Origin of the sequence: Zemynaea arenosa, from assembly GCF_004614185.1 — a bacterium.
GTDB classification, from domain to species: Bacteria; Pseudomonadota; Gammaproteobacteria; order Burkholderiales; family Burkholderiaceae_D; genus Telluria; species Telluria arenosa.
In genome coordinates this window covers 1-12,892 of sequence record NZ_SPVF01000091.1, presented here as the reverse complement: position 1 = coordinate 12,892, position 12,892 = coordinate 1, and the positions used below count along the sequence as shown (strand labels likewise).

Annotated in this window: 12 protein-coding genes; 4 read left to right on the top strand and 8 right to left on the bottom strand. The window is 66.2% G+C overall.

Annotated elements, in window-relative coordinates; genetic code table 11:
- Nucleotides 1-140: 140 nt before the first annotated feature.
- A complete protein-coding gene (locus E4L96_RS06525; protein WP_167758615.1) occupies nt 141-614 on the top strand; it encodes a DUF2244 domain-containing protein in 474 nt (157 codons plus the stop codon).
- A gap of 102 nt (nt 615-716) precedes the next feature.
- On the opposite strand, the gene E4L96_RS06520 is transcribed toward E4L96_RS06525, so the two are convergent.
- From E4L96_RS06520 to E4L96_RS06490, 7 genes are all read right to left on the bottom strand, one after another.
- Nucleotides 717-2,072: a TAXI family TRAP transporter solute-binding subunit gene (locus tag E4L96_RS06520; RefSeq protein ID WP_135206411.1), complete on the bottom strand. Its 1,356-nt coding sequence runs from the start codon at nt 2,070-2,072 to the stop codon at nt 717-719.
- A 144-nt stretch (nt 2,073-2,216) separates the two neighbouring features.
- Nucleotides 2,217-5,381 carry a transglycosylase domain-containing protein gene (locus tag E4L96_RS06515; RefSeq protein WP_135206408.1) on the bottom strand — a complete coding sequence of 1,055 codons (3,165 nt, stop codon included), beginning with the start codon at nt 5,379-5,381 and terminating at the stop codon, nt 2,217-2,219.
- Nucleotides 5,382-5,682: 301 nt separating this feature from the next.
- Nucleotides 5,683-6,456, bottom strand: coding sequence for a competence/damage-inducible protein A (locus tag E4L96_RS06510; protein WP_135206407.1), 774 nt, complete (start codon nt 6,454-6,456; stop codon nt 5,683-5,685).
- A gap of 9 nt (nt 6,457-6,465) precedes the next feature.
- The gene (locus tag E4L96_RS06505) at nt 6,466-7,278 is read right to left on the bottom strand and encodes an EI24 domain-containing protein (RefSeq protein WP_135206406.1); all 813 of its coding nucleotides are present in this window, start codon (nt 7,276-7,278) and stop codon (nt 6,466-6,468) included.
- A gap of 53 nt (nt 7,279-7,331) precedes the next feature.
- Nucleotides 7,332-8,327 carry a sterol desaturase family protein gene (locus tag E4L96_RS06500; RefSeq protein ID WP_135206405.1) on the bottom strand — a complete coding sequence of 332 codons (996 nt, stop codon included), beginning with the start codon at nt 8,325-8,327 and terminating at the stop codon, nt 7,332-7,334.
- Between the two features lie 18 nt (nt 8,328-8,345).
- The gene (locus E4L96_RS06495) at nt 8,346-9,110 is read right to left on the bottom strand and encodes a polysaccharide deacetylase family protein (protein ID WP_135206404.1); all 765 of its coding nucleotides are present in this window, start codon (nt 9,108-9,110) and stop codon (nt 8,346-8,348) included.
- A 68-nt stretch (nt 9,111-9,178) separates the two neighbouring features.
- Entirely contained in the window at nt 9,179-10,153 is a 975-nt protein-coding gene (locus E4L96_RS06490; RefSeq protein ID WP_135206403.1) for a YVTN family beta-propeller repeat protein, read from the bottom strand.
- A 174-nt stretch (nt 10,154-10,327) separates the two neighbouring features.
- Here E4L96_RS06490 and E4L96_RS06485 point away from each other — a divergent pair, with 174 nt between their 5' ends.
- The gene (locus tag E4L96_RS06485; protein WP_135206402.1) at nt 10,328-10,684 is read left to right on the top strand and encodes an FKBP-type peptidyl-prolyl cis-trans isomerase; all 357 of its coding nucleotides are present in this window, start codon (nt 10,328-10,330) and stop codon (nt 10,682-10,684) included.
- An 82-nt stretch (nt 10,685-10,766) separates the two neighbouring features.
- Nucleotides 10,767-11,021: an acyl-CoA-binding protein gene (locus E4L96_RS06480; RefSeq protein WP_135206401.1), complete on the top strand. Its 255-nt coding sequence runs from the start codon at nt 10,767-10,769 to the stop codon at nt 11,019-11,021.
- Nucleotides 11,022-11,127: 106 nt separating this feature from the next.
- On the opposite strand, the gene E4L96_RS06475 is transcribed toward E4L96_RS06480, so the two are convergent.
- Complete coding sequence (locus tag E4L96_RS06475) at nt 11,128-11,412, bottom strand: polyhydroxyalkanoic acid system family protein (protein WP_135206400.1); 285 nt, start codon at nt 11,410-11,412, stop codon at nt 11,128-11,130.
- A 140-nt stretch (nt 11,413-11,552) separates the two neighbouring features.
- Here E4L96_RS06475 and E4L96_RS06470 point away from each other — a divergent pair.
- A partial coding sequence (locus tag E4L96_RS06470) for a gluzincin family metallopeptidase (protein WP_229414264.1) occupies nt 11,553-12,892 on the top strand: 1,340 nt, incomplete at its 3' end.

Sequence of the window (12,892 nt, the reverse complement as noted above, 5' to 3'; positions counted from 1 at the left end):
GCACCTTACGCGCGTGCCCGATAGCAGGGCTGAGCCGGCGCGGCGCGCGCTGCTCGGCAGCCGCGTGCGCCGCTGCGCATCGGGCTTCGGTATCCTGATGCCGAAGGCCGCCCCTGCGGCTTTCGCCACCGGAGACACCCGTGCCCCGCGACTCCCTGCCCGCCAAGCGCGAATGGGTCCTCAAGCGCAACTGCTCGCTCACGCCGCGCCAGACGCTGCGCGCGTACCTGCTGCTGCTTGCGCTGTCGCTGACCGTGGGCACCACCTTCGCCCTGCACGGTGCGCCGCTGGTCCTCTGCTTCACGGCGCTCGAAATGGGGGCGGTGACGGCGGCCTGGCTGTACTACTCCCGCCATGCCCTCGACCATGAGCGCATCGTGCTGCTGCCGGACGCCTTGGTCATCGAAAGCGTGTGCGGCGCGCGCCGCGCCAGCGTGCGGCTGGACCCCGAGCGCACCCGCGTCCTGCTGCCCGCCTTCCCGAGCGAACTCGTGACGCTGGAAGCGCGCGGCCAAAGCGTGCACATTGGCGCCACGTTGCCCGCCTGGCGCCGCGCCGGTTTCGCGCGCGAACTGGATGCGGCACTGCATGGCGTATTGCCCGGCTGGGGTTGACCATGCGCCCGGCCTCGCGCTTTGCCTCGCGCTTTGCCTCGCGCTTGGCCTATCGCGACGTGACGTGACGTGATGTGAGTTGGCGTGACGTGGCGGTACGCGTCACACGCGGGGCTGCGCCTCGTTGTGCGAATGATGCGCCGTCATCGCCAGCACCCGCTGGCGCACCAGGTTGATGTGGCTGCGCAGCCCATACAGCGTATCGGCAAACGACAGCGGAATCGAAATCTGGTTGACGCGGTCCTCCAGCTGGTCCAGCCGGTGCAGCAACTCCTTGCACACCGTGGCCGGATCGCCGTGGTGCTGGGCGTCGTCCAGCTGCTGCTCCACCACCCGCAGCTGCCCATACCAGCGGAACACGCGCGAGCGGATGCGCCACACATACAGCGGCGGAATCACGCGCGACAGCGGCAGGATCAGCGCCCCCAGCGCCACCACGATCACCCACATCCGGTCGAAGAAATTCGCCAGCCAGAAGCTCATGTAACGCTGCAGGAAGGGTGGCCCGTCCTTGTAGAACTTGGCCGCCTCGCGCGCCACCGGAATCTCGGTGTACTGCGGCGTCGGAAACTCGCGCGACTTGGCGAACCACCCTGCCCCGCCGTGGATATCGGCCGCCGCCTGCACCAGCAGCTCCACCAGCGCCGGATGCAGGTCGCGCCGCGCCACCAGCGTGGCCGTCGGCGCGATCAGGTGATAGTCCTGCGCGGGCAGGTCGCGCCCGAGGTCCACGATGCCGCGCGGGAGCACCACGTGCGTGAGAAACGGCAGGCGGCGCGTATAGGCCTCGGCCTGGGTGAAGTCGAACAGCTTGATGCCGGGCGTTTGCAGCAGCATCTGGATCAGCGGCGATTCCGGCGCGGACGAGAACACCAGGCCGTCGATGCTGCCGTCCAGCAGAGCCATGACAGCGGGGGTGTTTTCGAGCGCGCCGATAGTGAGCTCATTCGGCTCCACTCCGTTCACGGCCAGGACCTGGCGGAACAGCTTGGGCACGCCCGTGCCTTCCGGTCCGAGGTTGATCTTCAGGCCGCGCAGCTGGGTGAGCTGGGTGACTTTAGTGGACTCGCGCATGAACAGCCACACGGGTTCCGTGAACAGGCTGCCCAATGATGTGAGGCCGCGCCGCTCGGCCGAGGCTTCATCGGTGGAGCCACTCTGCACGAAGGCGACATCGGCCTTGCCGGTGAGGAGCCGCTGCAAATTCTCGGCCGAACCGAGTGACGGCTGCAGCGTGACCTTGATGCCGTCCTTGGCCAGCTGCGCCTGGTACTTCTTCCCGAACTCCTCGTACGCGCTGTTGAACTGCCCGGTGGCCAGCGCCACATGGCGCGGCGGCGAAGGATCCACGAGCAGATAAGCGACCACGCACAGCGCCGCGATCAGCGCGACCGTGGGCGCCGCAGTGGCAATCAGGTCGCGCACCGAAAAGCGCGTGAACTTGAGGATCCTCGACATGGTTTGGCGGAGTGGTTTCATGGAACGACACCATGCCAAGATTCGCTCAACAAGGCAAGCGTGGACGCGCAGGGCGCGGGTGGACGGGGCCGAAATCGGAAGTCATCCCGGGCCGCAGCGCGGCCGGGATGACGCGTGGCTGAACTAGTGCGATTCGAGGAAGGCCGCCTTGGCCGGGCTGGCGCCGGAGGCCGCGGCGACGGCCACGCGCGGCGCGGCATCGGGCTTCCAGTCCGGGTCGATCATCGGCATCAGGCTTGGGGCCAGCACCGTCAGCAGCTGCACCGGCAGCGCGCTGGTGAAGTCGTAGTCCTTGGCTTCCGGCCCGTGCACATAGGCCGTCATGCTGCCGAAGAAGCGCTCGCCGATATTGAAGACGAAAGTCGCAGACCGGTTCACGAAGCGCGACTCGACCAGCCGTCCGCCCGGCGCATACACGTCGAAGCGCTGGTCGCCCGTTCCGGTCTTGCCGCCCAGCGGAATGATCGTGCCGTCGGCCTTCACGAAGGCTTCCTTGGCCCGCTTGGCGGTGCCGTCCGAGACCACCTCGCGGATCGCATTGGCCACCGCGCGTGCCACCTCGGGCGCCAGCACCTGCTCGCCGCGCGGCTTGTCGGTGTGCTTGACCACTGTTTCATACGGCGTGTCCTTGCCGAAGTGGAGCGACTCGACGCGCTGCACGGGCTTGCGCACCCCGCCGTTGACGATGATGCCCATCAGCTCCGCCAGCGCGATCGGCCGGTCCGCCGACGCCCCCAGCGCCGTCGCATACGAGGGCACCAGCGAGTCGAACGGATAGCCCATCTTCTTCCACTGCCGGTGGATCTTCAGGAAGCCTTCCATCTCCAGCAGGCCCTTGATGCGCTTGTCCTGCTTGCCCTTGCGGTGCGTCTTGAACAGCCAGGCGTAGACGTCCTGCCGCTCCTTGGTCGAGGCGTTGAACACCTCCGTCAGCGACGCCTTGGGATGCTGGCGCAGGTAGGTCACCAGCCACAGTTCCAGCGGGTGCACCGAGGCCACATACCCGCGGTCCGCCAGCGACATGTTCTGCACCGCGTAGGTCTCGTACATGCGCGCGATGCGCTCCGGCGGGACCTCGTTGTTGGGCAGGTAGTCGTTGATGAAGGCAGTGAACTGCTGCAGCGTGGAGTTCGGCCACACGGTGCGGTGCACTGCCGCCAGGTGCGAGGCGGTCGGGCGGAAGCTGCCCATCAGCGTCTTGTCGATCTCCGCCGGCGTCTTGCCGTCGTACTTCTGGTAGAACTTGGTGAGGAAGGCCTTGCCCTCTTTGTCCGCAAAGCGCGCCAGGTATTCGGCGCGGCGCGGATCGTCCACGTTGGCCAGCAGCGCGGCAGTCGACTCGGGCTGCTGGAACATGTAGTAGTAGGCCACGTCCCGCATCAGGCGCACGAACACCAGGTTCACCGAATGGCGCAGCGCTTCCTGCACCGTCATGATCTTGCGGTTATCTTCCTTGTTGAAGTTGCCGAAGGTGTGGATGCCGCCGCCGGTGAAGAACGCTTCGCCCGGGCTGGCCGAGTACTTGCGGTCCAGCGCGGCCTGCAGCAGGTCCGGCAGCTTGCGGTCTTCCGGTTTCGGAATCGCGATCATCCAGTCCACCGCGAAGCGCGACAGGTGATCGTGCGAATCGATGTCGATGTCCTTCAGCTCCTTCACGCTCTTGCCCGCGTGCGCCTTGAACAGCTGGTCGAAGATGTCCATGTAGGTCACCAGCGTGCGCAGCTTGGCGGTGGAGCCCAGGTCCAGCTTCGCGCCTTCGTTGATATCGAGCGGCTGGTCGAAGTTATCGGTCTGGACGCGCAGGTAGTTGGCGTTGGGGCCTTTCTCCATCAGCGTAAAGCTGTAAACCACCTTGGCCGGGTCGCCATTGCCGAGCATCTGGCGGCCGGTCAGGCCCGCGGCGGCGGCCATCACCGGGTCGCGCAGCGCCCGCAGCTGTTCGGTCACGGCCTGCTGGGCCTTGGCATCGAGCGTGCTGACGACCTTCAGGTCCAGCCGGTCCAGGTTATACAGGCGTGAATCGCCGAGCAGCCCCGCCAGGTGCGCACGCACCGCGTTCGCTGCCTTGGCCGAGACGAAGGAATTCGGCTCCGGCGCTGCCACGCCCGAGGCTTGCGACGGATGCAGGTGCACCTTCAGCGCCGCATCGCGCAGCGCGGGCGTGATCACCCCGGCCTGCGCCAGCACGCGGAGATGGCTGTTGGTCAGGGTTTCGAGATCGCTGGCGCCATCGCCCAGGTAGTACGAGGGGCGGCGCTGCGCGATCATCAGCGACAGCGCTTCCTTGTACACCAGCGCGCTGTCCGGGTCGGTGCGGTTGGAGCGCAGGATGCGGTTCACGTCCTTGAATTCGCGCCCGTACCAGACCCACATGCCGTCGCCGATGCCGTTCACTTCCCCGTAGCCCTGCTTGGCCGACAGCGGCACGGTATTCAGGTAGTCGATCACCAGCTGGTGCCGCACCTTGCTGGTGTCTTCGCCGTACTGGTAGGAGCGCAGCGAGGCCGAAAACATCTGGCGGATCTTTTCCTTGGTCGAGGCGGTGCGGCCCTCCGGCGAGTGGCGGTATTTCTCGATCTGCGTGGCGAGCGTGGAGCCGCCGGCCACGCGCTTGCCGCCCCCGGCCACGGTGTGCACGGCCTTGTCGAAGACCGCTTTCGAGAAGCGGTCCCATTCCACGGCCGGGTTGCGCTTCGGGTATTTGGTGTCCAGCAGCTCGCGGTTCTCGATGAACAGCAGCGACCCGACCAGCGCGGCCGGCGCCGAGTCGAACTTCGGGTAGTAGCGCTCGGGGTAGATGGCGGTGAAGATCGGCTGCTGGTGGGTGTCAAAGATGGACAGTCCGGCGCGCGTCTTCTCCGGGTACGGCGGATACACGCCCTGGTCGGCGAGCTCGATGCCCTTGGCCGACAGGCGCGCCTGCGCGGCGATGTCAAAGTCGCGCGCCTGCAAACGCTTCAGATAGTCCGGCAGGTTGGCGTAGCCGAGCCGTTCGTCGTACGGGCTGTCGGAGGGATAGCGGATCGCATTGCTCGGCCCCGGCTGGACCTTGTAGGTCACCTGTTTGGCGAGCTTGGCGAAGTACTGCGCCTGGAAGCTGGAGTCGTTCGATTCATCGACGACCCACCACACGCCGAACGAGAGCCCGATCAGGGCGAGCACGATGGCGCCATTGCGTATATTTCGCACATGGCGCGGACGGCGGGGCGGCTTATGGGTCAGGACCGGCTGCTGCTCATGATGCGCGGTCGGTTCAAGGCGGTCGGGTGCTTCCGCGTCGTGCGGCATGGGTGGTGCGTCTTTCACAAGTTTGAGGTGGCGCTTTTGAGGCTTGATGGGTTTCGCCGGGCGCTGAGCCGCATTCGGTGTGGCGGTCCGGGTGCGCCATTTGCGCACCGCGCGGGCCATGAAAGTAGGCCGGTCAGAACGGCTGTCGGTGTCCATGATGGCTGAGCGAAGGCTGGTGATGCATACGCTTACATTCCACCACAACAGCAACTCATGCACAGCGCGCGCACGGCGTTTTTTTGAAACTGTGTGTTTATTTTTCGCAAAAAAACAACGAGGAAATGGATGGTGAGGCGCGCTCCTACAAGGGCTGGTAATCAGCGCCGACAGACGCAAGGCCGGTGCGCATTTGTTCGTATGCCGACGCCACCTGCGCAGGGTCGCCCTTGACGCCGAGCTCGATGTGGCGGCGCGTGTTGGCATCGCCCACGCTGGGCAGCGAGAACACCTTCACCAGCGGATGAGCGGCTTCAATCTGCTCCATCAGCGGCGTGAGTGCGGACTCCGCGGCCTCGTACACGATGAAGGCTTTCTCCGCGCGCGCGACCTGATTGAACAGGTGGCTGTAGTGCGTGTCCAGCACCCACGCGAGCATCGGCCAGGCCATCACCGGAAAGCCGGGGACGAAGTGATGCGTGCCGACGGTGAAACCGGCGATGCGGTTGTACGGATTGGGGATCAGCTCAGCACCCTGCGGGAACTCGGCCATCTTCAGGCGGTGCAGGTTCTCGGCAGAGTTGAGGTCCGCGTCGGGCGTGGTCTCACGGATGCGTTCCTGGATGTTTTTCTTGCCTTCCGCATGCAGCACCAGGGGACGGCCGAGCGCCGCGGCGGCGCACTGGCGCGTGTGGTCGTCCGGCGTGGCGCCGATGCCGCCGCAGGAGAACACGATGTCGCCGCTGGCGAAGGTCCGCTGCAAAGTGGCGGTGATGCGCGCCGGGTCGTCGCCCAGGTATTCGGCCCAGCCGAGCTGCAAACCGCGTTCGGCCAGCAGCTCGACCACTTTCGGAAAGTGCTGGTCGCGCCGCTTGCCGGACAGGATTTCGTCGCCGATGATGATCAAGCCGAAGGCCATGCTGCTCCCCTATTCCTGTTCGCCGCGCGCGGCGCGCAGGCCGCGCAGCGCATGCAGGCAGTAATGTTCGAACCACAGCCCGGTGAAGATGAAGATGACCACGTACAGCCAGATCGACACCGCCGCCAGGAACGGAAACAGTACCACCGCGAGCACGCTGCCGCCCACCCACACGATGCCGGGCAGCGCACCTGCGACGCCGGAGACCATCCCGATCAGCAGCAGCGGCCAGCGGTGCGTGCGCATGAGGGTGTGGCGCTCTTCGTCGCTCGCATGGTCGACCAATGCGTCGTAGGCCACCACGCGCGCGGTCAGCCAGCCCCACAGCACCACGTGGGCGGCCAGAGCGAGCGGCGGCACGGCGTACAGCGGCAGCGTGGCCAGGAACACCACCACGAAGATCGCGAACGATGCCAGCGCCATGCCGACGCTGCCCCACCACGAACCGCCTTCCTTGCGCACCAGCTCCGGGAATGAGCGTGTGGACACATGGCGCACCACCACCGGCATCGCGGCCACGCCGACAAACACCAGCGCGGTGAGGATCATCAGCGGCAGCAGGAGCAGCATCGCCAGCAGCGGCACCACCAGGGTCTTGAGCATCCCCAGGCCGACGGAGGACAGCAGGCTGCCGCTGGTGCGGAACAGGTCATGTTCGATGAACTGATGGTGCATCCAGTCGTTGAATGGCTGCCAGCCTAACCACAGCAGCACGCCCCACAGCACCACGGACAGCACGGTCGGCAGCAGCGACAGCGCCAGCATGCGGGGGCTCAGCTGCGCGGCCAGCGCACGGCCGAAGCTGCGGATCACGTCCGCCATATTCGGGCCCGCTGCGCCGCTATTGCCCTGCAATGGCTGCGGCCCCGCCCCGCTCACGCGGTCCCCTTGCGCGCGAATTCGATCATGCGCTTGAGGCCCAGCCACTGCTGCGCCCAGAAGCCGCGGCCATAGTCGCGGCCCGGCACCACGCTGCCATCGGCGAGGGTGCGCGGCAGCTGGTCGCGCACGCCGGTCTGCTCCCACTGGCCGTGGAAGTTCGCGGTGCGGAACAGGATGTCCCACACCGGGAACAGGACCGCGAAATTGCAGCCCCCCAGCGTGCCCTCGCCTTTCGATTCATGGCCCGCGCCGATCGCGTGGTGCAGGCGGTGGTAGCGCGGCGACACCAGCAGCATGTCGCCGAGGCGGCCGAAGTGCAGGCGCACGTTCGCGTGCTGCAGGCTTTGCAGCACCCGCGAGACCGACACCAGCAGCACGTACTGCCCCGGCGCCACGCCGATCGCCAGCGCCACGAAGGCCATGTAGATATCGCGCAGCAGGTCGTCCAGCAGGTGGTTGCGGTTGTCCGACCACAGGTTCATGTACTGCTGGCTGTGATGGAGGCTGTGCAGGCCCCACCACCAGTTCACGCCATGCTGCAGGCGGTGGTACCAGTAGTCGAAGAAGTCCAGCACCACCAGGTAGACCAGGAAGGCCACGGTGGGCGACATCCCCGGCAGCAGCGCCTCCAGGTTGAACGGGTGGACACCGCCAAAACGCAGCACGCCCGCCAGGTGGTCCATCAGCGGATCGAGCGTGAAGAACACGGCGACGGTGAACAGGCCAAGCCGGTGGATCACGGTGTAGATGAAGTCATTCCAGCGCGCGCGCCTGCCATTGCCCGGTTGCGCGGGAATCAGCGCCTCCAGTGGCCGCAGGAGCAGGTACAGCGCGCCCAGTTCCACGGCGCCGATCAGGAACCATTCGACGCCGTCGAAGGCTTCCTCGATGAAGGCGCCCAGGCCGGCGTGGAACATGATGGGCTGGACCACGTGCTCGAACAGCCAGTCCTGGCTGCGGGCGAACAGGTCGATCAAGAACTGGAGCATGTCGGTGTGTAGCACTACCTACTTATTCTGGACTGATGGGTGCTCGCGCAGCGTCGCAAAGCAGTAGCCCTTGCGTTCGAGCCCCGCGAGCAGCGGCTCGAGATTGGCGGGCATGTACGGGTCCTTGCGCGACCAGATGCCCATGTGCGCCATGAAGATATCACCGTCGCGCAGTTTATCAAGGGCGCGCTGGAGCAGGGCCGCGTTCGAAAATCGCTCGCTCGGCGTTTCGTCGCCCGAGAACCCGGCGGGGGGCCAGCCGAAGTGCGTGTAGCCGCACTGCTGCGCCGCGGCCAGCACATTGGGCGAGGTGTGGCCGCCTGGGGCGCGGAAGAACGGGTCGAGATGGCGGCCGGTCAGCTCCACGAAGCGTGCATCCACGCGCTTGAGTTCAGCGCAGTATTGCGCTTCGGTCCAGGTCTCGCGCTGTCCCGCATGTGCGCCGAACTGCGGCTTGACCACCATGCGGCCGCCCGGCAGGTCGCGCTGCCAGTACACGTGGTCGAAGGTGTGGGTGCCGAAGGCATGGCCCTCGGCCACGCGCGCTTTCCAGAAGGCGGACCAGGACGGGTCCAGGGACCAGTCGCCGCGCACCGTCTTCTCGTTCGCGAGGAAGAAGGTGGCCTTGGCGTGATGGCGCTTGAGCGTCTCGGCGATCAGCCCGGCTTGGGACTGGCTGCCGGTGTCGAAGGTGAGGTAGATAGTGCCTTGGCAGGCGGCAGGGGCTTGCGGCGCGGCCTGCGTGGGTGCGGCGGCCAGCGCACCGGCGCAGGCGAGTGCCATGGCCAGCGCCTGCGCGCCGGCCACGGTAGCCGGGCGACGCGGGTTTGGCACCATCACCCACCTCACCATCAGCTCATCGGCGAGTGGTTGGCGAAGTAGACGCCGTGCGGCGAGCGGCCCACCGGGATCATCTTGATCACCTTGCGGGTGGCGAGATCGATCACGGCCACCTTCTTGATCCAGCGGAGCGTGGCCCACATGGTCTTGCCGTCGGCGGTGATCTCCATGCAGTCCGGGCCACCCGGCACCGCGATCTGGCCGACGTTGGCCAGCTTCTGGGTGTCGATCACGTTGATGGTATTGCCCACCCGGTTGGACACGAACACGGTGCGCTTGTCGCCCAGCGCGCGGAAGTTGTGGGTGCCTTCGGTGCACTTGATGCGCTTGACGGTCTTTTGCGTGCGCCAGTCGATCACCTCGATGTAGTCCGAACCCATGATGCCGACCAGGAGGTATTTGTCATCGGGCGTCATCATGATGCCCGCCGGGAGCTTGCCGACCGGGATGGTCCACTTGATGGTCTGGGTGGCCAGGTCGATCGCGCTCACCTGGTCGCTGCCCTGCTGGGTGATGAAGGCCATCGTGGACGCGGCATTGAACGCGATGTGGCTCGGCAGCTTGGCCAGCGGCACCCGCTTGGCCAGCGTGAGATTGGCGCCGTCGTACTTGTACAGATCCACGCGGTCCAGGCGCAGCGAGGCCGAGACGAACCACTTCTGGTCCGGCGAGAAGCCGATCTGGTAAGGGTCCAGCACGTCCTTCAGCTTGCGCTGGATGAGGCCCGTTTTCGGGTCCAGGAAGATCAGCTCATTGCCCACCGAGCTGGCGACGATCAGCGACTTGTTGTCGGGCGTGGCCATCAGGTGGTGCGGCTCCTTGCCGACCGGGTAGGTCGAGATCTCGCTGTAGGTGGCCTGGTCCAGCAGCTGGACGGTGGCATCGCGCGAATTGAGGACCACGACAACATTCGCGTGGGCGGCACTGACAGCGATGGTGGACAGGGCGATTGCCGAAGCGGCAAAGCGGAGGAACTTGCGCAGCATGAGGGGGAAATCCCGGGGGAGTTGGACATCGTTATTTTAAGGGGAAACCATGACGGTTCCCTGACACTGAGGCTTAAAACGCCTCTGTTCCCCGGATGGTGGACAGGGTTCGAAAAAAAGATGTGGTGCGGCTGGTACAATCGCCGCTCACCTGTAAATCAAAGGACAACAACCATGGCAACCACGACCACTTCTTCGGGCCTGCAGTACGACGACCTCGTGACCGGCAGCGGCGACGAAGCCAAGGCCGGCCAGTACGTGACGGTGCACTACACCGGCTGGCTGCGCAACGATGACGGCAGCCAGGGCAGCAAGTTCGACTCGTCCAAGGACCGCAACGATCCGTTCCAGTTCAAGCTGGGCGCCGGCCATGTGATCCGCGGCTGGGACGAAGGCGTGCAAGGCATGAAAGTCGGGGGCCAGCGCCGCCTGACCATCCCGGCCGAGCTGGGCTACGGCGCGCGCGGCGCGGGCGGCGTGATCCCGCCGAATGCCACCCTGATCTTCGACGTGGAACTTCTGGGGGTCTGAAGAACTCTTCTAATGGTGGGCGCGCGACCGCGCGAGCCAATGTCAATGCGCTAAGATGCGCGCTTCACCAACAGGAGAACGTATGAGCTTGCAAGACCAATTCCAACAGGCCCAGGCCGAGTCCAAGAACCTGCCGGAACGGCCGGACAACATGACGCTGCTGAAGATCTACGCCCTGTTCAAGCAAGGCTCGGTCGGCGACGTGCAGGGCGAGCGCCCCGGCTTCACCGACATGGTCGGCCGCGCCAAGTACGACGCCTGGGCCGCGCTGCAAGGCACGGCGCAGGAAGACGCGCAACAGCAGTACATCGACCTGATCGAAGAACTCAAGGGCTGAGCGCTTCGCTCGCCAAGGGCTGAGCGCTTCGCTCGCCAAGGGCTGAGCGCTTCGCTCGCGCCACCAAAAAACGGACCGCACGGTCCGTTTTTTTACGCCTGCCTTATCAGGCCGCCTGCGCGAACACCTGGTCGATCTTCGACCGGATCTTCTGCTCGATGGGCGCCGCAAAAGCCCCCATCAGGAAACCCAGCTCGATATCCACCTTCACCTGTGTGGCGTCCAGCGCCAGCGCGCCTTTCACCCCGCTGCGCTCGAAGTGCAGCGTGTCTCCTTGCCACTGGCACCGCATCTCGTACTCGGATGCGATCTTGTCCGCCACCTTCTGCGCCGCCGCGCGGGCCTGCTCCGCCGGAAGCGAGTGCGGATGAACGATATGAATCCCTGCCATAAAGTGCCTTTGTGATACTTTTTACGAATGAATCCGACATGATGCCACCGGCGCCACAGTCGCGCCAGAGGCATTGAGGAAGATCAAACTTAACCGCTCCCGGCGGAGCACGATTGCAAACTCAGCCGAGGAGATTTGCAATGGATAAGCCATTCATCACGGTGGCCGCCGCCACCGCCCAGGACAGCAGCGCCGCGGACCACGACGGCGACGCCACGCCCGGAGGCGCGGCCTTCCTCGCCAGCGCGCCGGCGACGGTGCTGCCGGCGCCCCAGGTCAGCTTCATCCCCACACCCACCGCCCCCTACCGCATGCACCGCAAGACCGTGCAACTGGTGGTGGAACCGGGCCGCCCGACGGGCAGCGAGCAGCCGCCGGTGCCCCTGCCTTATGCCTTCGGCGCGCGGGTGCTGATCTGGAAGCAGGATCCATCGGTGGGCGACATCGGCACCCGCAAGGCCTTCCTGCCGGGGATCGTGCTGGCCGGTCCGCGCGATGCCCGCATCGCCTCCGGCACGCCCGGCATCCATCCCGTGGCGCCGAATGCCTTTGGCGACTTCGTCACCTCGCCCGGCACGCCGCAGTTCGACGCCGTGCACACCTTCTCGGTGGTGCGCCAGACGCTGACCATGTACCAGCGCGCCCTCGCCATGGCGGGCCACGAGACGCCCCTGCCCTGGAATTGGAACGCCGAGGACAACACCGAGCCGCTGCGCGTGTTCCCGTATGGCCTGCCGAACGTGATGAACGCCTATTACAGCCGCGACGAAAGCTGCCTGCGCTTCGGCGACTTCGTCCCCTCCGGCCAGAAGAGCCGCGTCTACACCTGCCGCTCGCTGGACATCGTGGCCCACGAAACCGGCCACGCGGTGCTCGACGGCCTGAAGCCCAACTGGATCCTGTCCAACCAGCCGCCGCAAACGGGCGCCCTGCACGAAGCCTTCGGCGACCTGACCGCTATCTTCCTGACCCTCTCGCAGCTGGACCAGTGCGAAGCCATCATCGCCCAGACCAAGGCACGCCTGCACGACAAGACCTTTTTGGCCGACATCGCCGAACAGTTCGGTCTCGCGCTGGGCCGCCCGAACGGCCTGCGCAACGCGGACAACGACATCTCGCTGTCCGAGGCGGGCGTGGAGGTGCACGCGCTGTCGCAGGTGTTCACCGGCGCGCTGTACGACATCCTGGCCGACCTCTTCGCCTTCGAGCGCCGGCCCGGCGCGCTGGACGACGCCCTGGTGCTGCACGACGCCGGCGACTACCTGCGCGGCCTGCTGCTGCGCGCGCTGCTGGCCGCACCCGACGATGGCGCCAGCTTCGCCGACGTCGCCAACCAGATGCTGGCGATTGCCGCCGCCGACCAGAAGGCCCCCGACTACCTCGCCTTCATCCGCAACCGCTTCACCTTGCGTGAAGTCCTCGCCGCGCCCGACCCGGTGGACGCCGTGAGCCTGGCCGCGGGCGCCCCGCTGCCCGCCGG

Coding starts and splice junctions, on each gene's coding strand:
- E4L96_RS06520 (WP_135206411.1), bottom strand. CDS start 2,072: ATGTCGAGGATCCTCAAGTTCACGCGCTTTTCGGTGCGCGACCTGATT.
- E4L96_RS06515 (WP_135206408.1), bottom strand. CDS start 5,381: ATGCCGCACGACGCGGAAGCACCCGACCGCCTTGAACCGACCGCGCAT.
- E4L96_RS06510 (WP_135206407.1), bottom strand. CDS start 6,456: ATGGCCTTCGGCTTGATCATCATCGGCGACGAAATCCTGTCCGGCAAG.
- E4L96_RS06505 (WP_135206406.1), bottom strand. CDS start 7,278: ATGGCGGACGTGATCCGCAGCTTCGGCCGTGCGCTGGCCGCGCAGCTG.
- E4L96_RS06500 (WP_135206405.1), bottom strand. CDS start 8,327: ATGCTCCAGTTCTTGATCGACCTGTTCGCCCGCAGCCAGGACTGGCTG.
- E4L96_RS06495 (WP_135206404.1), bottom strand. CDS start 9,110: ATGGCACTCGCCTGCGCCGGTGCGCTGGCCGCCGCACCCACGCAGGCC.
- E4L96_RS06490 (WP_135206403.1), bottom strand. CDS start 10,153: ATGCTGCGCAAGTTCCTCCGCTTTGCCGCTTCGGCAATCGCCCTGTCC.
- E4L96_RS06485 (WP_135206402.1), top strand. CDS start 10,328: ATGGCAACCACGACCACTTCTTCGGGCCTGCAGTACGACGACCTCGTG.
- E4L96_RS06480 (WP_135206401.1), top strand. CDS start 10,767: ATGAGCTTGCAAGACCAATTCCAACAGGCCCAGGCCGAGTCCAAGAAC.
- E4L96_RS06475 (WP_135206400.1), bottom strand. CDS start 11,412: ATGGCAGGGATTCATATCGTTCATCCGCACTCGCTTCCGGCGGAGCAG.